This window comes from Streptomyces sp. NPDC033177 (assembly GCF_055577715.1).
In genome coordinates this window covers 389,904-409,750 of sequence record NZ_JBVIPS010000010.1, presented here as the reverse complement: position 1 = coordinate 409,750, position 19,847 = coordinate 389,904, and the positions used below count along the sequence as shown (strand labels likewise).

Sequence of the window (19,847 nt, the reverse complement as noted above, 5' to 3'; positions counted from 1 at the left end):
GAATTGGCTTCGAAGAGGGGCCTGTGCACAACTCGCGCTCCGGACCTCCGACGCCTCTCGTCACGACTTGACCCCGACGGGCACCCACTGTCAGTGCGGTGCGTCAGACTGGTCCCCAGTGCCAGCAACAGCAGGAGGGCGGCTAAGTGAAGATCCGGGTGGAACGCGACGTACTCGCGGAGGCAGTGGCGTGGGCGGCGCGCAGTCTCCCGGCCCGGCCACCGGCACCTGTCCTCGCGGGCCTGCTGCTGAAGGCCGAGGAAGGCGCACTCAGCCTTTCCAGCTTCGACTACGAGGTCTCGGCGCGTGTCTCCGTGGACGCCGAGATCGACGACGAGGGCACGGTCCTCGTCTCCGGCCGGCTGCTCGCCGACATCTGCCGCGCCCTTCCCAACCGTCCGGTGGAGATCTCCACAGACGGTGTGCGGGCCACGGTGGTCTGCGGCTCCTCGCGATTCACACTCCACACACTTCCTGTGGAGGAGTACCCCGCGCTGCCGCAGATGCCCACCGCGACCGGCACGGTCCCCGGTGAGGTCTTCGCCTCGGCCGCCGCGCAGGTGGCCATCGCCGCAGGCCGCGACGACACGCTGCCCGTCCTGACCGGCGTACGCATCGAGATCGAGGGCGACACGGTCACGCTGGCCTCCACCGACCGCTACCGCTTCGCGGTCCGCGAGTTCCTGTGGAAGCCGGAGAACCCCGAGGCGTCCGCGGTCGCCCTGGTGCCCGCCAAGACGCTCCTGGACACCGCGAAGGCGCTCACGAGCGGCGACACCGTCACCCTGGCGCTGTCCGGCTCCGGTGCCGGTGAGGGCCTGATCGGTTTCGAGGGCGCCGGACGGCGTACGACCACGCGTCTCCTCGAGGGCGACCTGCCGAAGTACAAGACGCTCTTCCCCACGGAGTTCAACTCGATCGCGGTCATCGAGACGGCCCCGTTCGTCGAGGCCGTGAAGCGCGTGGCCCTGGTGGCCGAGCGGAACACTCCGGTGCGGCTCAGCTTCGAGCAGGGCGTGCTGATCCTGGAGGCGGGTTCCAGCGACGACGCACAGGCTGTGGAAAGGGTCGACGCCCAGCTCGACGGGGACGACGTCTCGATCGCCTTCAACCCGACATTCCTGCTCGACGGCCTGAGCGCGATCGACTCCCCGGTCGCCCAGCTGTCGTTCACGACGTCGACGAAGCCCGCGCTCCTGAGCGGCAGGCCGGCCCTGGACGCGGAGGCCGACGAGGCCTACAAGTACCTGATCATGCCCGTACGTCTGAGCGGCTGAGCCCACAGGTGTGAGCGGGCGTCCGGGCGTAGGCTCGGACGCGGGTACGAAGGTGCCTCCACGCCACATCGCTACTTAAGGAACCACTGATGGAGCTCGGTCTCGTCGGCCTCGGCAAGATGGGCGGCAACATGCGCGAGCGCATCCGCCGCGCAGGCCACACCGTCATCGGATACGACCGCAACCAGGACGTCGCGGATGTCCACAGCCTCGAAGAGCTTGTGGGCAAACTCAAGGGTCCGCGCGTCGTCTGGGTGATGGTGCCGGCCGGAGCCGCGACCCAGTCCACCGTCGACGAGCTCGCCGAGCTGCTGCAGCCCGGCGACGTCGTCGTGGACGGCGGCAACTCCCGCTGGACGGACGACGAGAAGCACGCCGAGGAGCTCGCGGCCAAGGGCATCGGCTTCGTCGACTGCGGCGTCTCCGGCGGCGTCTGGGGCCTCAAGAACGGCTACGCACTGATGTACGGCGGCGACGCCAAGGACATCGAGAAGGTCCAGCCGATCTTCGACGCGCTCAAGCCCGAGGGCGACTTCGGCTCCGTGCACGCCGGCAAGGTCGGTGCGGGCCACTTCTCGAAGATGGTCCACAACGGCATCGAGTACGCCATGATGCAGGCCTACGCCGAGGGCTGGGAGCTCCTGGAGAAGGTCGACTCCGTCACGGACGTGCGCGAGGTCTTCCGCTCCTGGCAGGAGGGCACGGTCATCCGTTCCTGGCTGCTCGACCTCGCGGTCAACGCCCTGGACGACGACGAGCACCTGGCGAAGCTGCGCGGCTTCGCGCAGGACTCCGGCGAGGGCCGGTGGACGGTGGAAGCCGCCATCGACAACGCCGTGCCGCTGCCCGCGATCACGGCCTCGCTCTTCGCCCGCTTCGCCTCGCGGCAGGACGACTCTCCGCAGATGAAGATGATCGCGGCGCTGCGCAACCAGTTCGGTGGCCACGCGGTCGAGTCCAAGAGCGAGAACTGATCCACAGCCTGTGGGGAACATCAGCTGTTTCCCACAGGCCTCTCAGCAAGAGAAGCAAGCCGGGGGAGGTCGGCGCACACCATGCATGTCACGCATCTGTCGCTGGCCGACTTCCGCTCGTACGCCCGGGTCGAGGTCCCTCTCGATCCGGGCGTCACCGCGTTCGTGGGCCCCAACGGCCAGGGCAAGACGAACCTCGTGGAGGCCGTCGGCTATCTCGCCACGCTCGGCAGCCACCGGGTTTCCTCGGACGCGCCACTGGTGCGCATGGGCGCCGAGCGAGCCGTCGTCCGGGCCGCGGTCCGGCAGGGCGAGCGCCAGCAGCTGGTCGAGCTCGAACTCAACCCGGGCAAGGCCAACCGCGCCCGCATCAACAGATCCTCGCAGGTCAAGCCCCGTGACGTACTGGGAATCGTGCGCACGGTGCTGTTCGCACCCGAGGATCTCGCGCTGATCAAGGGCGACCCGGGTGAGCGCCGGCGGTTCCTCGACGAGCTGATCACGGCCCGCTCCCCGCGGATGGCGGGCGTGCGCTCCGACTACGACCGGGTGCTGAAGCAGCGCAACACCCTCCTGAAGTCGGCGGCCCTGGCCCGGCGGCACGGCGGGCGCTCCATGGACCTGTCCACACTCGACGTCTGGGACCAGCACCTCGCGCGCGTGGGCGCCGAACTGCTCACGCAGCGGCTCGACCTGATCGCCGCACTGCAGCCGCTCGCCGACAAGGCGTACGAACAGCTGGCACCCGGCGGCGGACCCGTCACCCTTGAGTACAAGCCGTCCGCGCCGGGCGACGGCCATACGCGCGAGGCTCTGTACGAGCAGTTGATCGCCGCCCTGGAAGAGGTCCGCAAGCAGGAGATCGAGCGGGGCGTGACGCTGGTCGGCCCGCACCGCGACGACCTGCTCCTGAAGCTGGGCCAGCTCCCCGCCAAGGGGTACGCGAGCCATGGCGAGTCCTGGTCGTACGCCCTGGCGCTGCGCCTCGCCTCGTACGACCTCCTGCGCGCCGAGGGGAACGAACCCGTGCTCGTCCTGGACGACGTGTTCGCGGAGCTCGACGCGCGCCGCCGGGAGCGGCTCGCGGAGCTGGTGGCGCCGGGCGAGCAGGTCCTGGTCACGGCCGCGGTGGACGACGACGTGCCGGGCGTGCTCGCCGGGGCACGGTTCGCGGTCGCGGACGGCGCGGTGGAGCGCGTATGACCCGCCTGAGCCGGGAGCGCGCATGAGCGCCGAAGAGCCCGCCAACGACGCGCCTCGGGACGCTCCCAAGGAGAAGCCGAAGACGCCCGAGCCTTCCGGTGTCGACCTCGCCCGGGTCGCCCTGCGCGCCGCCAAGGAACAGGCACGCGCGCGTGGGGACGCCGCCCAGCAGAAGAAACAGGCCCGCAGAGGCGGTCTACGCTCCGGCGCACGCGCCGACGGGCGTGACCCGCAGCCGCTCGGCTCCGCCATCAACCGCTTGATCACCGAGCGCGGCTGGGAGACACCGGCCGCGGTCGGCGGTGTGATGGGCCGCTGGCCGCAGATCGTCGGCGAGGACCTGGCCAATCACTGCGTGCCACAGCGGTACGACGAGAACGAGCGCGTCCTGACCGTGCAGTGCGATTCCACTGCCTGGGCGACGAACCTGCGCCTGCTGGCCCCGCAGCTGGTCGCGCGCCTCAACGAGGACCTGGGCCACGGCACCGTGCGCCTCATCAAAGTCCTCGGTCCCAGCGGCCCCACGCGGCGCTTCGGACCCTTGCGCGCACCGGGCAGCACGGGCCCCGGGGACACCTACGGCTGAGGCCGTACCGGGTGGTAGCTCAAGGTTGACACCCCGAAGCGCTGAGTGCCGCTGTGAGCCTCCTAGGGCCCCGCTCCGTATATGGGGAGTCGGAGGATGCCGCTTCAGGACGGCACATGCGGACTCAGGTACCGGCAAACCCCCATCACTGTCGGCGCTACCGGTAGACTGGAAGCTAATCCCGCCCCACCTGTGGGGCGCATAGAACAACGCTGACTATCGCTGAACGACGCAGCCGCTCCGGCCACGGCCGGGTGCTTGGCTTGTGCTGTGCCAGAAAGGGCGCTTCGTGGCCGATTCCGGCAACCCCAACGAGAACATCCCGTCTACCGTCGCTGGCGAGAACGGCGAGGTCACAGCCTTGTACGACGCCAGCGCGATCACCGTCCTCGAGGGTCTGGACGCGGTCCGCAAGCGGCCTGGCATGTACATCGGGTCGACCGGTGAGCGTGGCCTGCACCACCTCGTGCAAGAGGTCGTCGACAACTCCGTCGACGAGGCCCTCGCCGGGCACGCGGACACCATCGACGTCACGATCCTCGCCGACGGTGGCGTACGCGTCATCGACAACGGCCGAGGCATCCCGGTGGGCATCCACCCCGTCGAGAAGAAGCCGGCCGTCGAGGTCGTGCTCACCGTGCTGCACGCGGGCGGAAAGTTCGGCGGCGGCGGATACGCGGTCTCCGGTGGTCTGCACGGCGTCGGTGTCTCTGTAGTGAACGCACTGTCGACGAAGCTCGCCGTCGACATCAGGACCGACGGCTACCGCTGGACCCAGGACTACAAGCTGGGTGTGCCGACGGCCCCGCTCGCCAAGCACGAGCCGGTCGAGGACTCGGGCACCACGGTCACCTTCTGGGCCGACCCGGACGTCTTCGAGACGACCGAGTACTCCTTCGAGACGCTGGCACGGCGCTTCCAGGAGATGGCGTTCCTCAACAAGGGTTTGACCATCAAACTCACTGATGAGCGCGATTCGGCGAAGGCGACGGCGGGTGCGGACTCGGCCGAGGCCACCGACGACGAGGCCGCCGAGGCCCGCACGGTGACGTACCACTACGAAGGCGGCATCGTCGACTTCGTGAAGTACCTCAACTCCCGTAAGGGAGAGATGATCCACCCGACCGTCATCGACGTCGAGGCCGAGGACAAGGAGCGCATGCTCTCGGCCGAGATCGCGATGCAGTGGAACTCGCAGTACACCGAAGGTGTCTACTCCTTCGCGAACACGATCCACACGCATGAGGGCGGTACGCACGAGGAGGGCTTCAGGGCCGCTCTGACGGGCCTGGTCAACCGGTACGCGCGCGAGAAGAAGCTGCTGCGCGAGAAGGACGACAACCTCACGGGTGAGGACATCCGCGAGGGACTGACGGCCATCATCTCGGTGAAGCTGGGCGAGCCGCAGTTCGAGGGCCAGACCAAGACCAAGCTGGGCAACACCGAGGCGAAGACCTTCGTGCAGAAGGTCGTGCACGAGCACCTCACGGACTGGTTCGACCGCAATCCGAATGAGGCCGCGGACATCATCCGCAAGGGCATCCAGGCCGCCACGGCCCGCGTCGCAGCCCGCAAGGCGCGTGACCTGACCCGTCGCAAGGGGCTGCTCGAATCGGCCTCCCTGCCCGGAAAGCTCAGCGACTGCCAGTCGAACGACCCGACGAAGTGCGAGATCTTCATCGTCGAGGGCGACTCCGCCGGTGGTTCGGCGAAGTCCGGCCGTAACCCGATGTACCAGGCGATCCTGCCCATCCGAGGCAAGATCCTGAACGTCGAGAAGGCGCGGATCGACAAGATCCTGCAGAACCAGGAAGTCCAGGCCCTGATCTCGGCCTTCGGCACGGGCGTGCACGAGGACTTCGACATCGAGAAGCTCCGCTATCACAAGATCATCCTGATGGCGGACGCCGACGTCGACGGCCAGCACATCAACACCCTGCTCCTGACCTTCCTGTTCCGCTTCATGCGGCCACTCGTCGAGTCCGGCCACGTCTACCTGTCGCGCCCGCCGCTCTACAAGATCAAGTGGAGCAGGGACGACTTCCAGTACGCGTACTCGGACCGTGAGCGCGACGCGCTGGTCGAGCTCGGCCGTCAGGCGGGCAAGCGCATCAGGGACGACTCGGTCCAGCGCTTCAAGGGTCTCGGTGAGATGAACGCCGAGGAGCTGCGCATCACGACGATGGACCAGGACCACCGCGTTCTCGGCCAGGTGACCCTGGACGACGCGGCACAGGCCGACGACCTCTTCTCGGTGCTGATGGGAGAGGACGTCGAGGCACGGCGCTCGTTCATTCAGCGCAACGCCAAGGACGTCCGTTTCCTCGACATCTGAGTCGGCCCGTACAAGCCGCACCTCGAAAGGACTTTGACCAGCAATGGCCGACGAGAACACCCCTGTGATGCCCGAAGAGGAGCCCGCTGTTCCCGGCGTGGGCCTGCGTGTCGAGCCCGTCGGGCTCGAGACGGAGATGCAGCGCTCCTACCTCGACTACGCGATGTCCGTCATCGTCTCGCGCGCGCTGCCCGACGTACGGGACGGCCTGAAGCCCGTACACCGCCGCGTCCTGTACGCGATGTACGACGGCGGGTACCGCCCCGAGAAGGGCTTCTACAAGTGCGCCCGCGTCGTCGGCGACGTCATGGGCACCTACCACCCGCACGGCGACTCCTCCATCTACGACGCCCTGGTCCGCCTGGCCCAGCCGTGGTCGATGCGGATGCCCCTGGTGGACTCCAACGGCAACTTCGGCTCCCCGGGCAACGACCCGGCGGCCGCCATGCGGTACACCGAGTGCAAGATGGCGCCGCTGGCCATGGAGATGGTCCGTGACATCGACGAGGAGACCGTCGACTTCACGGACAACTACGACGGCCGCAACCAGGAGCCGACGGTCCTGCCGGCGCGCTTCCCGAACCTGCTGATCAACGGTTCGGCGGGCATCGCGGTCGGCATGGCCACCAACATCCCGCCGCACAACCTCCGCGAGGTCGCGGCGGGCGCGCAGTGGGCACTCGAGCACCCGGACGCCTCGCACGAGGAACTGCTCGACGCACTGATCGAGCGCATCAAGGGCCCCGATTTCCCCACCGGCGCACTAGTAGTGGGCCGTAAGGGCATCGAGGAGGCGTACCGCACGGGCCGTGGCTCCATCACGATGCGCGCGGTCGTCGCGGTCGAGGAGATCCAGAACCGCCAGTGCCTGGTGGTCACCGAGCTCCCCTACCAGACCAACCCCGACAACCTCGCGCAGAAGATCGCCGACCTGGTCAAGGACGGCAAGGTCGGCGGCATCGCCGACGTCCGCGACGAGACGTCCTCGCGCACGGGCCAGCGCCTCGTCGTCGTCCTGAAGCGGGACGCGGTCGCCAAGGTCGTGCTGAACAACCTCTACAAGCACACCGACCTGCAGTCGAACTTCAGCGCCAACATGCTGGCCCTGGTCGACGGCGTGCCGCGCACGCTCTCCCTGGACGCCTTCATCCGGCACTGGGTGACGCACCAGGTCGAGGTCATCGTCCGGCGTACGAAGTACCGGCTGCGCAAGGCCGAGGAGCGGGCCCACATCCTGCGCGGCCTGCTCAAGGCCCTGGACGCGATCGACGAGGTCATCGCGCTCATCCGGGCCAGCCAGACGGTCGACGTCGCGCGAGAGGGCCTGATGGGCCTGCTCTCGATCGACGAGATCCAGGCCAACGCCATCCTCGAGATGCAGCTGCGCCGGCTCGCCGCCCTGGAGCGCCAGAAGATCGTCGCCGAGCACGACGAACTGCAGGCGAAGATCAACGAGTACAACGCGATCCTGGCCTCGCCCGAGCGGCAGCGCCAGATCATCAGCGAGGAGCTCGCGGCGATCGTCGACAAGTTCGGCGAGGACCGCCGTTCGGCGCTCGTGCCCTTCGACGGCGACATGTCCATGGAGGACCTGATCGCCGAAGAGGACATCGTCGTCACCATCACGCGCGGCGGCTACATCAAGCGCACCAAGACGGAGGACTACCGCTCGCAGAAGCGCGGCGGCAAGGGCGTGCGCGGCACGAAACTGAAGCAGGACGACATCGTCGACCACTTCTTCGTGTCGACGACCCACCACTGGCTGCTGTTCTTCACGAACAAGGGCCGGGTCTACCGCGCGAAGGCGTATGAGCTGCCCGACGCCGGCCGCGAGGCCCGCGGCCAGCACGTGGCGAACCTGCTCGCCTTCCAGCCGGACGAGCAGATCGCCGAAATCCTCGCGATCCGTGACTACGAAGCGGTGCCCTACCTGGTTCTCGCCACCAAGGGCGGCCTCGTGAAGAAGACGCCGCTCAAGGACTACGACTCGCCTCGCTCCGGTGGTGTCATCGCCATCAACCTCCGCGAGACGGACGACGGCAAGGACGACGAGCTGATCGGTGCCGAGCTGGTCTCCTCCGAGGACGATCTGCTGCTCATCAGCAAGAAGGCGCAGTCGATCAGGTTCACCGCGACGGACGAGGCGCTGCGTCCCATGGGCCGCGCGACGTCGGGCGTCAAGGGAATGAGTTTCCGCGGTGGCGACGAACTGCTCTCGATGAATGTCGTCAGGCCGGGTACTTTCGTCTTCACCGCAACCGACGGCGGTTACGCGAAGCGGACCAACGTCGACGAGTACCGCGTCCAGGGTCGCGGTGGCCTCGGAATCAAGGCCGCCAAGATCGTGGAGGACCGCGGCGAACTCGTGGGGGCGCTGGTGACGGAGGAGACCGACGAGATCCTCGCCATCACCCTGAGCGGCGGTGTGATTCGTACGCGAGTCAACGAGGTCAGGGAGACGGGCCGTGACACCATGGGCGTCCAACTGATCAACCTGGGCAAGCGCGATGCCGTGGTCGGTATCGCTCGTAACGCCGAGGCCGGGCGCGAGGCTGAGGAAGTCGACGGAGACATCGTCGTCGAATCGGCCGACGGCGAGCCGGCCGTCGGTACGGACGAGGGCACGGAGTCCGCGGCCGAGTAGCGCGAGGAGAGAGTCATCGTGAGTGGAGCCACGGGCGCCGGGGCAAGTGGAACCGGCCCAGCCGGTACAGACGGTGTCCGTGGCTCCGCCACTGACTCTCCCGACTCGCATGAGTCCCGTGGATCCCAGGGGGGAACCGTGACCGACACCCGAGGGCCGCAGCCGGCTCAGTCAGCGCAGTACGCCGACGGCTCCCCAGGGGGCCAAGGGTCCCAGAACGCCACCGGTGCTCTGCCCGGTGAGCGCCAGCCCCAGCAGCAGGCGTCCCAGCCGTACCACCCGCCGCAGGCCTATCAGCAGAACTCCCAGACGGGTTCCGTGCGCAGGCCGCGGACGGGGGCGCGCACGACGCCTCGTACGCGCAAGGCGCGGCTGCGGGTGGCCAAGGCCGACCCGTGGTCGGTGATGAAGGTCAGCTTCCTGCTCTCCATCGCGCTCGGCATCTGCACGATCGTTGCTGCCGCCGTGCTGTGGATGGTCATGGACGCCATGGGCGTCTTCTCCACGGTGGGCGGCACGATCTCGGAGGCGACGGGCTCGAACGAGTCCAACGGCTTCGACCTGCAGTCCTTCCTGTCGCTGCCGCGCGTCCTGATGTTCACGACGATCATCGCGGTCATCGACGTGGTCCTCGCCACGGCGCTCGCGACGCTCGGCGCCTTCATCTACAACCTCTCCGCGGGCTTCGTGGGCGGCGTCGAGCTGACGCTGGCCGAGGACGAGTAGTTCTCGCCCTCTTCCCGTAGCTCTTTCTTCCGCGTTCCTCGTGTCCGCATCGCCGCATGTCCTTGCTTTTACCGCCCTCCGGCGCTCTGTGCCGGGGGTCTTCGCGGCCAGGGTCCCGCCCGCTGAGGGCGGGGCCCTGTTGCGTGTCACGGCCTGTGCGGTGCCCGCGGAGGTATCGATTTTGGGACTGGCCCGCACGTGCGCTAATCTTCAGAGGTCAGCGCGCGGGACACACCGCAGCGCGGCGGGGCTATAGCTCAGTTGGTTAGAGCGCATCCCTGATAAGGATGAGGCCACAGGTTCAAATCCTGTTAGCCCCACAGACACGAAGAAGACCCCCAGCCCGTATCGGCTGGGGGTCTTCTTCGTGTCTGTGGGGTCCCTGGGGGAGGGCGGCCGGGATGGCCGGGGTGTGACTACGGCTCCGCGGCGAGCCCGCCCGGATGGACGTGGGCCTCAGCGGCCGTCTCCGTGTCGTCCGTGGGGAGGTGGCGGCAGCTCGGGGACGATCCGTGGGCCTCGGCGCGGATGCGCTGCTTCATCGTGGGCGGCAGGGACCGTTCGTACGCTGCTGCCCAGTAGGCCGCGAGTGGGGCCGTCATGGTCGGCGTGCTCTTGCACGTTTCCGTGGCCTGCTGTACCGGCGTGGCCGCCGTTGCCGTCGTGGTGAATCCCAGCGTGGCGAAGAGTGCGAGGAAGGCGGTGATGAGCGTGGTCCACAGCTTCATGGCCTTGGTGCCGGTCATGGCGTCTCACTTTCGGGTTGGGCGATTTGCGTACTTTCCTCATGATGTGTATGTGGGGCCGAGAGTGGGGGACCGACGCTCGTGGCGCGTCGATGTTCAGATGAACACCACCCGGATGGCCGTAAAAGGCCCTTGGAGGGCCTGGGAGAGCTCCGGGCGAGGTCGAGAGCGGCGCGTGTCGCGATGGGCCGTGAGTGGCCGGAGAGTGGCCGCACCCGAATCGACTGCTGTGTTCGGGGCGGGAGTTGGGGTGGATCCAGGTCACCGATCGGTATCGATCGGTGTGTATAGTCGGGCGCCAGAAGTCCCTTACGTCAAGAAAGACGAGGTCGCGCGGTGAAGAAGCTTCTTGTGGTCGCACTGGCCGCCATCGGCGGGCTCCTCGTGTACCGCCAGATCCAGGCGGATCGCGCCGAGCAGGATCTGTGGACGGAGGCGACTGACTCCGTGCCCACGGGTTCGTGAGTACGGACAACAGTCTCTTCACAGGGCCCCGGCCGCTTCTGCGGCCGGGGCCCTGTGCTGTCCGGATCTCTACGGTCTCCCGGCCCTTCGGGTTTGCTCACGCAAGCCCCTGTCCGGTGTGAGCAAAGGTTGTCGGGCTTCCGCCTGGGCATAGTGGGCGGGACGACCGGGGCTCTGGGGAGGGGTGGCGTGTGATGGGGCGGCTGTGCGGGGGCCGGGCGATGCCGGTTGTGGGAGCGGCGTTGTGCGCGGTGATGGCGTTCCCGGTCCAGGGGATGGCCGCGGCGGAGGGCCCGTCGGGCCCGAGCCCTGACCGGAGCCCGTACACCTTCGCCGAAGGGTCCGTGGCGGTCGACGGCGCGCAGAACAGCATGGACAGCGTGCGGCTCACGCCCGGGTCGACGTACAAGAGCTCCCTCGCGCGCGGGGGCAAGCTCTACTACCAGGTGCAGTTGGACGCCCGCGAGACCGTGTACGTCTCCGCCACCGCCGTTCCCGGGCTTGACGCCAAGGTCGCCTACGGGGACGGCCTGGAGGTGTCCTTACAGGACACGAACGGCAACAACTGCAACTCCGGAGACGCGCGATTCGGTACGTCGCAGAGCCCGCGGCCCATCTCCGCCTGGGCGGCACGGGCGGTCGGCCCCGCCGCGAACCGGTGCGAGGTGGCCGGCACGTACTACGTAGTGGTCGAGCGGAACAGCGATCCCGGCTCCAGTACGGAGACGTGGGACACGGAGCTGCGTGTCGTCTCGGAGCCCGGAGTGGGCAAGAGCGCCTCCACGGCGCCGCCCGGCGCGTGGAACTCCGCCTCGCCCACGCCTCCCGGCGGTGTGCGCAAGGAGCGCAGGGGCGGCACGGGCTTCAACGACGCGCGGGCGCTGGGAGCAGGCGTCTGGGGTGACCGGATCAAACCTGGCCAGACCCTCTTCTACCGTGTACCGGTCGACTGGGGTCAGCAGATCTCCGCCAGCGCCGAGCTGGGCAGTGCGAGCGGGGGCGCGGACGAGTACGTCACGTCGGCGCTCGTGATGTCACTGGCCAATCCGGTGCGCGCGCACATCGATGACGCCGACACGGCGTACGACGGCCAACAGAAGTCGACCGCGCTGAAACCACTGGCCCCCGTTGCGTACGAGAACCGTTACTCCCCGGTCGATGGCGTGGCCGAAACACGGTTCGCCGGTTGGTATTACCTCTCGGTCCATCTCAATCCGAAGGTCGCCCGGCAGTTCGGCGAGGGGCCGCTCGATCTGACGCTGCGGGTGAATGTCGACGGCGCGGCGAAGACGGGACCGCCGTACGTGGGGACGGCGCGGCCCGCTGATGAGTTCAGCGTCACCGGCGAGGACAAGGACGCGGCGGCCCGGGGGGACGTGGGCGCCGGAGGCGGGAGCGAGCGGGGCGCCGGGGGAGGGGACAGCGGCGGTGCCGGCATGAAGGTGGTTGCCGCCGGTGGGTTCGGTGCTGGGTCCTTACTGCTGATGATCCTTGGTGTGTGGACGCTGGTCGGGCGGAGGAGGGCGAGGGCGTCCGCGTCGGCTTCGTCGGCTGCGGGTTCGACGGGTACATCGGGATCGTCCACGCAGTTCGGGCCGCCACCGGCCTGGTAGGTGCGGGTGGCTTGGCCGGGTGGCTGGTCCGGGTCAGATCTGAGTGAGGGCCCAGATGCCCACCGCGAAACACGCCAGAGCGGCCAGCAGCATGGGGATCGCCACTTTCGGAGGCGGTCCCGGTCGTTTCGGTCGCGTCTGGCGGTGCGGAGCCGGTCGCTGCTGGAGTGGAACCTGTGGGGCGTGAGCGGTGTACGGATAAGTAGGGGCGGATACGTGGTGCGCCGATGCCATTACAGAGTGTGACGGTGTAGGGGCCGGGAGCTGCGAGGGGAAGTAAGCCGGGACTTGGGCCGGGACCGGAGCTGGGGCCGGGGTCGAGAGCGGTTGGGGGGAGGGGACGTGCGGGGACTGAACGGGAGGAGGGGGAGGTGTCGGCGGTTGCTGCCTGGGCTGGGCCTCCGCTTGGTACTCCTGCTGTTCGTGCTGCTCCGGCTGCATCTGTTGCACCGGCTGCACCGGCTGCACCTGCCGTACAGGCTGCCCCGAGGACGGCGTGGCCTGCGGTGGAGCGCCCGGCGGCGGCGTGCCTCGCGACGGTGTGCCGTGCGGTGGCGGGGGTGTCGACGGGAAGCTGCCGGTCGGGGGCGCGGAGAGGGGCGGAGGCGGTACGGAGGGGGGAGCGAAGCCCGGTTGAGGCGGGGTGGTGAGGGGGCCGTCGGGCCCGAAGCCCGTTGGAAGCGGGCCCAGTTGATCGAAGATCTCTACGAGCTCGTCGTCGGGCCCCGGCTCGGGGAGCAGCTCGACGGCGGAGTTCAGCGCCTTGCGCGCGCCCGTGGCGGTCCGGAACCGCGCCTGGGGATCCGGCTGGAGCAGCGTGGCGACGACCTGCCACAGCGGCTCCGGAACGCCCCGCGGCGCCCCAGGTGTGCCATGCGCGGCGAAATGCTCGATCAGGGCCTTGGCGTCCGGCTTGGCGCCTTGCAGCAGATAGAGGGCAACGAGGCCCACCGCGAAGAGATCTGCGGTGAAGTCCGGTTCGGCACCCAGCATTTGCTCGGGCGCGAAGTAGCCGGGCGTGCCCACGACGTAGTTGGTCTCGGTCAGCCGCGGCTCGCCCATCCGCATCGAGATGCCGAAGTCGGAGAGCCGCAGATGCGGGCGCGCGGTGCCGGTGGCCTCGAGCAGGATGTTGGCGGGCTTGATGTCGCGGTGCACGACCCCCTCGGCGTGCACCGCGGCGAGCCCGGAGAGCAACTGGTCCAGGAGCGTGCAGACCAGGCGGGGCGGCAGCGGGCCGTAATCCCCGATCACATGGGCCAGCGAGCCGCCGGCGACCAAGGCCATGGTGAACAGGACCTTGTCGTCGTCGGCGGCCCAGCTGGCCGGCGCGAGCACATGGGGGTGATCGATCCGCAGCGACTGCTCCCGCACGAAGCGCAGCAGCGCGTGCGCGTCGCTCTGTTGCAGGACCTTGGCCGCCACATACCGGCGCCGCCGGTGGTCCCAAGCGCGCCAGACCGCTCCTACTCCCCCGCGGCCGACCGGGTCGACCAGTTCGTAGCGGCCGGCGAAGACCTCACCCATGGTCGCGCATTGCTCCCCCTCCGGGCCGCCCGGTGGCCCGGTCGACGGCTCAGTTCTGGTGCGCCTCGTAGTGGGCGACCGCGTCCGCGGTGCGTCCGGCGCCGTATACCCGGAGGAACTCTGCCAGTTCCGGGTGGGTCGGGGCGAGGGAGTCCGCTGCATCGATGATGTCGCCCGCCGCAGCTACGGAGCGCAGCAGCGACTGGATCTCACGCACCACACGTTTCACCGTGGGCGCACCCGAACTCGTCGTCGACTGCGAGGTGTTGGTCAGGACGGAGCCGCCCTGGGACTTCTTGATCTCGTCCATGCGGTCGGTGGCCTCACCGGCGCTCACACTGCCGTCGGCGACCTGGCCCGCCAGCTCCTGGAGGAGCTGGACGCGCTGGACGACCGCGGGGTTGCCGATCTTGGCTCGCTGTCCGCTCATGAGCTGGGACAGCATGGGCGCGGACAGACCGAGCACGCCGGCGAGGCGTGCCTGGTTGAGGCCCAGATCATCGATGAGACGACGGAAGAGCGCCCCCAGCGGCTCCCCGTACCAGTTCCGCTGGAGCTCTCGTGCTCTCGCGGTCGTCTCTTGTTGTGCGGCGTCCATTGCGTCTCCCCATCGCTTCCCCAAAAACCGTGGTTCGCTGCCGCGAACCACGCCGAGCATCTTACGGAGCGTGGTCGTTCACCGGGACCCCCAATCCTTTTGCGAGATCCGGGGGGAGACCCGGTACTCTGGTCTGCGTCGCCCACCGGAGCGAGATCCTTCCGGCTGGGTGCACCTTTTTCGGGGCCTTAGCTCAGTTGGTAGAGCGCTGCCTTTGCAAGGCAGATGTCAGGAGTTCGAATCTCCTAGGCTCCACAGAAACGCCGTAGGGCGGGATCACCTCAGCTGAGGTGATCCCGCCCTACGGCGTTCATCAGTGATGCAGAAGCGTCAGCGCAGGTCGTCGCCCTTCGCGGCCTCGGACTCGGCCTGCTTGGCCTGGACCTCGGGGTCGAGGGAGGCCTGACCGCTGCCGTCGACCGAGGTCAGCGGTGCGCTGTCGGGGACCTCCGTCGCCGCCGGCGGCTCGACGAGCCAGTCCGGGTTCGCCTGCTTGTCCCACCACTTCCAGGCGGCGACCGCACCGCCGGCCACCACGCCCAGGACCACGAGGCCCTTGGCGAGACGCCCGGCGCGAGCCCGGCGGTTGTGCTTGCGGACCAGCCGCTGGATCTCCTTGGGAGAGACCTCGCCGCGCAGTGCGGCGAGCGCCGCGGCACCGCGGGACGCCGCCTCCTCACGGACGGGCTGGGCCGCGGCCACGGCGTGCTCGATCCGCGGCTTCGAGTAGTCGGCGGCCTGCTGGGCTGCCTTGCGGGTCTGCTTGGCGGCCTTGCGGGTGCGGACAGCGGCCTCGTGCGCGGCGTGGTCGACCTTCGGCGGCACATGCGCACGAGCCTGCTCGATGCGCGGGCCGACATGAGCGCCGTACTGCACACGGGCTTGCTCGGCGGCCTGCGACACCTTGGGCGCGAGGCGTGCACGGCTTTCATGCGCGTAATGAACGGCCTGTTCCTTGGCAGTTCCGGCGTATGGGGCCACCGCCTCCGCGGCATGCCGCACGCTGTCCTTAGCCGAACCGGTCGCGGCGCGCACGCTGTCGATGCGGGTCACAGGATCCTCCTCCTCGGTGGCTTATAGGTATGTCACCTTTCCACCCTTTCAAGGATCATGCCTTCCGGATCGCTCCGAGGCATGACGCAGCCGGGCATCCGGGTGCGATCATTTTGATCAAATCGGTACAAGGAGAGTGCTTTGCCGACAATGCCACGGATCGTCGCGGCGCGCGCCCACTCGGTGACTACTCGACGGAATCCGGTCCGTGGGAGGATCGGTACGTCATAGAAGACAACGGAAGGCAGACCGTGGCCGAGCAGCTTTACGCCACCCTGAAGACCAACCGAGGCGACATCGAGGTGCTGTTGCACCCCAACCACACGCCGAAGACGGTCAAGAACTTCGTCGAGCTCGCCCAGGGTGAGCGCGAGTGGGTTCACCCGGAGACCGGAAAGAAGACCACGGACCGGCTCTACGACGGCACGGTCTTCCACCGCGTCATCAGCGGCTTCATGATCCAGGGCGGCGACCCGCTGGGCAACGGCACGGGCGGCCCCGGCTACGAGTTCGAGGACGAGTTCCACCCCGACCTCGCCTTCGACAAGCCCTACTTGCTCGCCATGGCCAACGCGGGCCCGGGCACCAACGGCTCCCAGTTCTTCGTGACGGTTTCTCCGACTGCCTGGCTCACGCGCAAGCACACGATCTTCGGCGAGGTCACGGACCCGGCGAGCCAGAAGGTCGTCGACGAGATCGCCGCCACGCAGACCAACCCGCGCACCGACCGTCCCGTGAACGACGTGGTCATCGAGTCCGTCGTCATCGAGACCCGCGCCGCCTGACACCGGCGCACCCCGCGAGGGAACCAAACCGCCCCGCCCATCCGTAAGGAAGGGCGGGGCGGTGCGTTCGCTACGCGCGCATAGCTATGCCTTCGTACGGACATTGAGGGGACCCCATGGACCAGGCACCAGGAAGCCCGCAGGGGCCACAGGACGCAACGAACCTGCCCGGCTGCTACCGGCATCCGGACCGCGAGACCGGCATCAGCTGTGCGCGCTGCGAGCGGCCGATCTGCCCGGAGTGCATGATCAGCGCTTCGGTCGGCTTCCAGTGCCCGGAGTGTGTGCGCGAGGGTTCGGGCACCGGTCACGCCCCCGCGGCGAACCAGCCGCGCACCATCGCCGGTGGCTCGATCGCCACGGACCCGCGTCTTGTCACCAAGATCCTGCTCGGCCTGAATGTCGCGGTGTTCATCGCCGTCCTCGCCATGGGCGACCGCCTGGTCAATGAACTGTTCCTGATCGGGGCGTGGCCGCCCCAGCCCTGGGTGCCGACGGAAGGCGTCGCCGGAGGCCAGTGGTACCGCCTGGTCACGTCGATGTTCACGCACCAGGAGATCTGGCACATCGCGTTCAACATGCTCGGCCTGTGGTGGCTCGGCGGCCCGCTGGAAGCGGCGCTCGGACGCGCCCGCTATCTCGCGCTGTACGTACTGTCCGGCCTGGCGGGAGGCGCGCTGACCTACGTCGTCGCGGCGTCGGACGAGGCCTCGCTCGGGGCTTCCGGGGCGATTTTCGGCCTGCTCGGCGCGACCGCGGTCCTGATGCGGCGGCTGAACTACGACATGCGGCCCGTCATCGCGCTGCTCGCGCTGAACATGCTCTTCACCTTCACCTGGAGCGGCATCGCCTGGGAGGCGCACGTCGGCGGTCTGGTCGCCGGTGTCGCGATCGCGTACGGGATGGTGCACGCGCCCCGCGAGCGGCGGGCGCTCGTGCAGTGGGGGACCTGCGCGGTGGTGCTTGTCGTGGTCCTCGCGGCCGTGCTCATCAGGACCGCTCAGCTCGTCTGACGCTCACACATGGCGACCGATGGCCGAGGTTGTCCACAGCGTGTGCCCACGCTTGTGCATTCTGTGGGGAACAACAGTGCCCCTTGTCCCTGACCTGGGTTTCCCCAGGAGGGACAAGGGGCCTGTGAGGGCTTGCGGGCGATCAGCCAGTCATACCGGCGTCAACGCCGCGAGGGTTATCCACAGATCGTCTTTCTTTTCCCCAGACAGCGCCGGGATGTGGATAGCGCTGTGGATAACTCAGGGCAAGGCTTGCGTTCAGCCCCGCGGGAGGGGCGCTACTTCCACTGTGTGGAGACGCCGAACCCCGCAGCGATGAAGCCGAAGCCGACCACGATGTTCCAGTTGCCCAGCGGGTCGATCGGCAGCTTGCCGTCGGTGACGTAGAAGACGACGATCCAGGCGAGCCCGATGAGGAACATCGCGAGCATCACCGGGGCCACCCAGCTGCGACTGGTCAGCTTGATGTTCGTCGCCTTCTTGGCGGGCGGGGTGTAATCGTCGGCCTTCTTGCGGATCCGTGACTTCGGCACGAGGGTCTCTCCTGTCGATACGGGGAGCTGAGCCCTCCCCCGGGCGTCCGTTAGCGTAGTGCTTCCGCGGCGCTGAAGGAGATAAGGGTACGTTGAGCAATTCCGCCGACTCCCCCACAGGTCCGGGTCGCCGCCCCCGCTGGCGGCCGGTCCGGTTGCTGACGGCCGCCGTTTTCGCGCTCGCGGGCCTCATCTTCTTCACCAGCTTCAACACGGCCAAGGGCACGAACATCCGCACCGACGCCTCGCTCCTGAAGCTCTCCGACCTGATCGAGGAGCGCAGCCACAAGAACGGCAAGCTGGACGAGTCCAACGGCACGCTGCGCGACGACGTCGAATCCCTGGCCGAGCGCGACAACGGCGGCACGAAGGCCGACGACGCGCGGCTCAAGGCCCTGGAGAAGAACGCGGGCACCAAGAAACTCAGCGGCGAGGCGGTTTCCGTCACCCTCGCCGACGCCCCGCCGAACGCCACCGCCAAGCTCCCCGGCTACCCCGAGCCCCAGCCGAACGACCTGGTCATCCACCAGCAGGACCTCCAGGCCGTGGTCAACGCGCTCTGGCAGGGCGGCGCCGAGGGCATCAAGGTCATGGACCAGCGGCTCATCTCGACCAGCGCCGTCCGTTGCGTGGGAAACACCCTGATCCTCCAGGGCCGTGTCTACTCGCCCCCGTACAAGGTGACCGCGGTAGGTGACCCGGAGAAGCTCAAGACGGCGCTCGCCTCGTCCCCGGAGATCCAGAACTACATGCTGTACGTGAACGCGTACGGTCTCGGCTGGAAAGTCGACGACGACGGGGCGATGACTCTTCCCGGCTACTCGGGCACAGTGGATCTCCACTACGCGAAGCCCGTGGAGTAAGCCGCTGGGGGAGCCTGTGTCGGTGCGAGTGCTCGTCAGGACGTTCAGCGAACTGTGCATCACCGTCGGCACGTTGATCGTGCTCTTCGTGGTGTACGTCCTGTTCTGGACCGGCGTGAAGGCCGACAACGCCATGGACAGCCAGATCGACACGCTGCAGGACCGGTGGGCGCAGGGATCGGTGCCCTCCGGGACGGACGACAAGCCCACCGAGAGCACTCCGAAGAAGCCCGGCCCCTACGAGGACGGCAAGGCCTTCGCCGTGATGTACATCCCGCGGCTTGGTTTCACGTGGAACAAGCCGGTGCTCCAGGGCACCGGAACCGAGACCCTCAAGAAGGGCCTCGGCCACTACGGAGACACCGCGCAGCTCGGCCAGAAGGGCAACTTCTCCGTGGCCGGCCATCGCCGCACGTACGGAGACCCGTTCAAGGACTTCCCGAAGCTGCGGCCGGACGACGCCGTGGTCCTGACCGACGGCACCACGTGGTTCACGTACCGCATCGACAACAAGCCCTACAAGACGCTGCCCGGTGACACGGGGGTCATCGACGCGGTGCCTCGCAAGTCCGGGTACGACGGGCCGGGCCGTTACCTCACCCTTACGACCTGTGAACCAGAGTGGGGACACAGCCACCGGTTGATCGTCTGGGCGCACCTCGATGCCACCCAGCCCGTCGAGGCCGGGAAACCGGAGGCACTACGCCGTTAGTCTGGTGCCGTACGGCTACGGAAGGGACGGCATGTACGGCTGGATCTGGCGGCATCTGCCGGGAAACGCATGGGTAAGGGCGCTGCTTTCGCTGGTGCTCGTCTTCGCTGTGGTCTACGTGCTCTTCCAGTACGTCTTCCCCTGGGCCGAGCCGCTGCTTCCCTTCAACGATGTGACGGTGGACGGCCAGTGAG

19 protein-coding genes and 2 tRNA genes are annotated in these 19,847 nt (G+C 68.2%); 16 read left to right on the top strand and 5 right to left on the bottom strand.

Going from position 1 to position 19,847, the window contains the following annotated elements; all coding sequences use genetic code 11:
* Positions 1–146: 146 nt before the first annotated feature.
* The 8 genes from dnaN (at position 147) to ACZ5U5_RS32605 (ending at position 10,065) form a co-directional block, all read left to right on the top strand.
* A complete protein-coding gene (gene dnaN, locus ACZ5U5_RS32640; protein WP_469028876.1) occupies positions 147–1,277 on the top strand; it encodes a DNA polymerase III subunit beta in 1,131 nt (376 codons plus the stop codon).
* An 89-nt stretch (positions 1,278–1,366) separates the two neighbouring features.
* Positions 1,367–2,251: a phosphogluconate dehydrogenase (NAD(+)-dependent, decarboxylating) gene (gene gnd / locus ACZ5U5_RS32635; protein WP_363210338.1), complete on the top strand. Its 885-nt coding sequence runs from the start codon at positions 1,367–1,369 to the stop codon at positions 2,249–2,251.
* A gap of 81 nt (positions 2,252–2,332) precedes the next feature.
* Positions 2,333–3,454, top strand: a complete 1,122-nt coding sequence (gene recF, locus ACZ5U5_RS32630) for a DNA replication/repair protein RecF (protein ID WP_469028872.1) — start codon at positions 2,333–2,335, stop codon at positions 3,452–3,454.
* Positions 3,455–3,476: 22 nt separating this feature from the next.
* On the top strand, positions 3,477–4,040 hold the full coding sequence (locus tag ACZ5U5_RS32625) for a DciA family protein (RefSeq protein ID WP_469028870.1): 564 nt from the start codon (positions 3,477–3,479) through the stop codon (positions 4,038–4,040).
* A gap of 265 nt (positions 4,041–4,305) precedes the next feature.
* On the top strand, positions 4,306–6,375 hold the full coding sequence (gene gyrB, locus ACZ5U5_RS32620) for a DNA topoisomerase (ATP-hydrolyzing) subunit B (RefSeq protein WP_469028867.1): 2,070 nt from the start codon (positions 4,306–4,308) through the stop codon (positions 6,373–6,375).
* 43 nt (positions 6,376–6,418) lie between these two features.
* Positions 6,419–9,019, top strand: coding sequence for a DNA gyrase subunit A (gene gyrA, locus ACZ5U5_RS32615; RefSeq protein WP_469028864.1), 2,601 nt, complete (start codon positions 6,419–6,421; stop codon positions 9,017–9,019).
* 18 nt (positions 9,020–9,037) lie between these two features.
* On the top strand, positions 9,038–9,745 hold the full coding sequence (locus tag ACZ5U5_RS32610; RefSeq protein WP_469028862.1) for a DUF3566 domain-containing protein: 708 nt from the start codon (positions 9,038–9,040) through the stop codon (positions 9,743–9,745).
* Between the two features lie 246 nt (positions 9,746–9,991).
* A tRNA-Ile gene (locus ACZ5U5_RS32605) sits at positions 9,992–10,065 on the top strand.
* A gap of 96 nt (positions 10,066–10,161) precedes the next feature.
* Here the strand turns inward: ACZ5U5_RS32605 and ACZ5U5_RS32600 are convergent.
* Complete coding sequence (locus ACZ5U5_RS32600; protein ID WP_469028860.1) at positions 10,162–10,491, bottom strand: DUF6344 domain-containing protein; 330 nt, start codon at positions 10,489–10,491, stop codon at positions 10,162–10,164.
* A 336-nt stretch (positions 10,492–10,827) separates the two neighbouring features.
* Here ACZ5U5_RS32600 and ACZ5U5_RS32595 point away from each other — a divergent pair, with 336 nt between their 5' ends.
* Both ACZ5U5_RS32595 and ACZ5U5_RS32590 read left to right on the top strand, forming a co-directional pair.
* Entirely contained in the window at positions 10,828–10,956 is a 129-nt protein-coding gene (locus ACZ5U5_RS32595; RefSeq protein WP_213089207.1) for a DLW-39 family protein, read from the top strand.
* Positions 10,957–11,177: 221 nt separating this feature from the next.
* On the top strand, positions 11,178–12,569 hold the full coding sequence (locus ACZ5U5_RS32590; protein ID WP_469028857.1) for a hypothetical protein: 1,392 nt from the start codon (positions 11,178–11,180) through the stop codon (positions 12,567–12,569).
* A 33-nt stretch (positions 12,570–12,602) separates the two neighbouring features.
* On the opposite strand, the gene ACZ5U5_RS32585 is transcribed toward ACZ5U5_RS32590, so the two are convergent.
* On the bottom strand, positions 12,603–14,096 hold the full coding sequence (locus ACZ5U5_RS32585) for a serine/threonine-protein kinase (protein ID WP_469028855.1): 1,494 nt from the start codon (positions 14,094–14,096) through the stop codon (positions 12,603–12,605).
* A 49-nt stretch (positions 14,097–14,145) separates the two neighbouring features.
* A complete protein-coding gene (locus tag ACZ5U5_RS32580; RefSeq protein ID WP_453452812.1) occupies positions 14,146–14,694 on the bottom strand; it encodes a helix-turn-helix domain-containing protein in 549 nt (182 codons plus the stop codon).
* A gap of 182 nt (positions 14,695–14,876) precedes the next feature.
* Here ACZ5U5_RS32580 and ACZ5U5_RS32575 point away from each other — a divergent pair.
* Positions 14,877–14,949 (top strand) — tRNA-Ala (locus ACZ5U5_RS32575).
* A 75-nt stretch (positions 14,950–15,024) separates the two neighbouring features.
* Here the strand turns inward: ACZ5U5_RS32575 and ACZ5U5_RS32570 are convergent.
* Positions 15,025–15,747 (bottom strand): DUF5324 family protein, encoded by a 723-nt coding sequence (locus ACZ5U5_RS32570; protein WP_469028851.1) that lies wholly within the window; start codon positions 15,745–15,747, stop codon positions 15,025–15,027.
* A 251-nt stretch (positions 15,748–15,998) separates the two neighbouring features.
* Between ACZ5U5_RS32570 and ACZ5U5_RS32565 the strand changes: the two genes are divergently transcribed.
* Both ACZ5U5_RS32565 and ACZ5U5_RS32560 read left to right on the top strand, forming a co-directional pair.
* Entirely contained in the window at positions 15,999–16,532 is a 534-nt protein-coding gene (locus ACZ5U5_RS32565; protein WP_365826896.1) for a peptidylprolyl isomerase, read from the top strand.
* A gap of 116 nt (positions 16,533–16,648) precedes the next feature.
* Complete coding sequence (locus ACZ5U5_RS32560; protein WP_469028849.1) at positions 16,649–17,545, top strand: rhomboid family intramembrane serine protease; 897 nt, start codon at positions 16,649–16,651, stop codon at positions 17,543–17,545.
* Positions 17,546–17,823: 278 nt separating this feature from the next.
* On the opposite strand, the gene crgA is transcribed toward ACZ5U5_RS32560, so the two are convergent.
* The gene (crgA, locus tag ACZ5U5_RS32555) at positions 17,824–18,078 is read right to left on the bottom strand and encodes a cell division protein CrgA (RefSeq protein WP_160506128.1); all 255 of its coding nucleotides are present in this window, start codon (positions 18,076–18,078) and stop codon (positions 17,824–17,826) included.
* 92 nt (positions 18,079–18,170) lie between these two features.
* On the opposite strand from crgA, the gene ACZ5U5_RS32550 reads away from it, so the two are divergent.
* From ACZ5U5_RS32550 to ACZ5U5_RS32540, 3 genes are read left to right on the top strand one after another with little or no spacing between them, the layout of a single operon-like run.
* Positions 18,171–18,941 carry a DUF881 domain-containing protein gene (locus ACZ5U5_RS32550; protein WP_469028846.1) on the top strand — a complete coding sequence of 257 codons (771 nt, stop codon included), beginning with the start codon at positions 18,171–18,173 and terminating at the stop codon, positions 18,939–18,941.
* A gap of 22 nt (positions 18,942–18,963) precedes the next feature.
* Entirely contained in the window at positions 18,964–19,653 is a 690-nt protein-coding gene (locus ACZ5U5_RS32545) for a class E sortase (RefSeq protein WP_469028843.1), read from the top strand.
* Complete coding sequence (locus ACZ5U5_RS32540) at positions 19,604–19,846, top strand: hypothetical protein (RefSeq protein WP_365826904.1); 243 nt, start codon at positions 19,604–19,606, stop codon at positions 19,844–19,846. Before ACZ5U5_RS32545 ends, ACZ5U5_RS32540 begins: the two co-directional genes overlap by 50 nt.
* Position 19,847 lies beyond the last annotated feature (1 nt).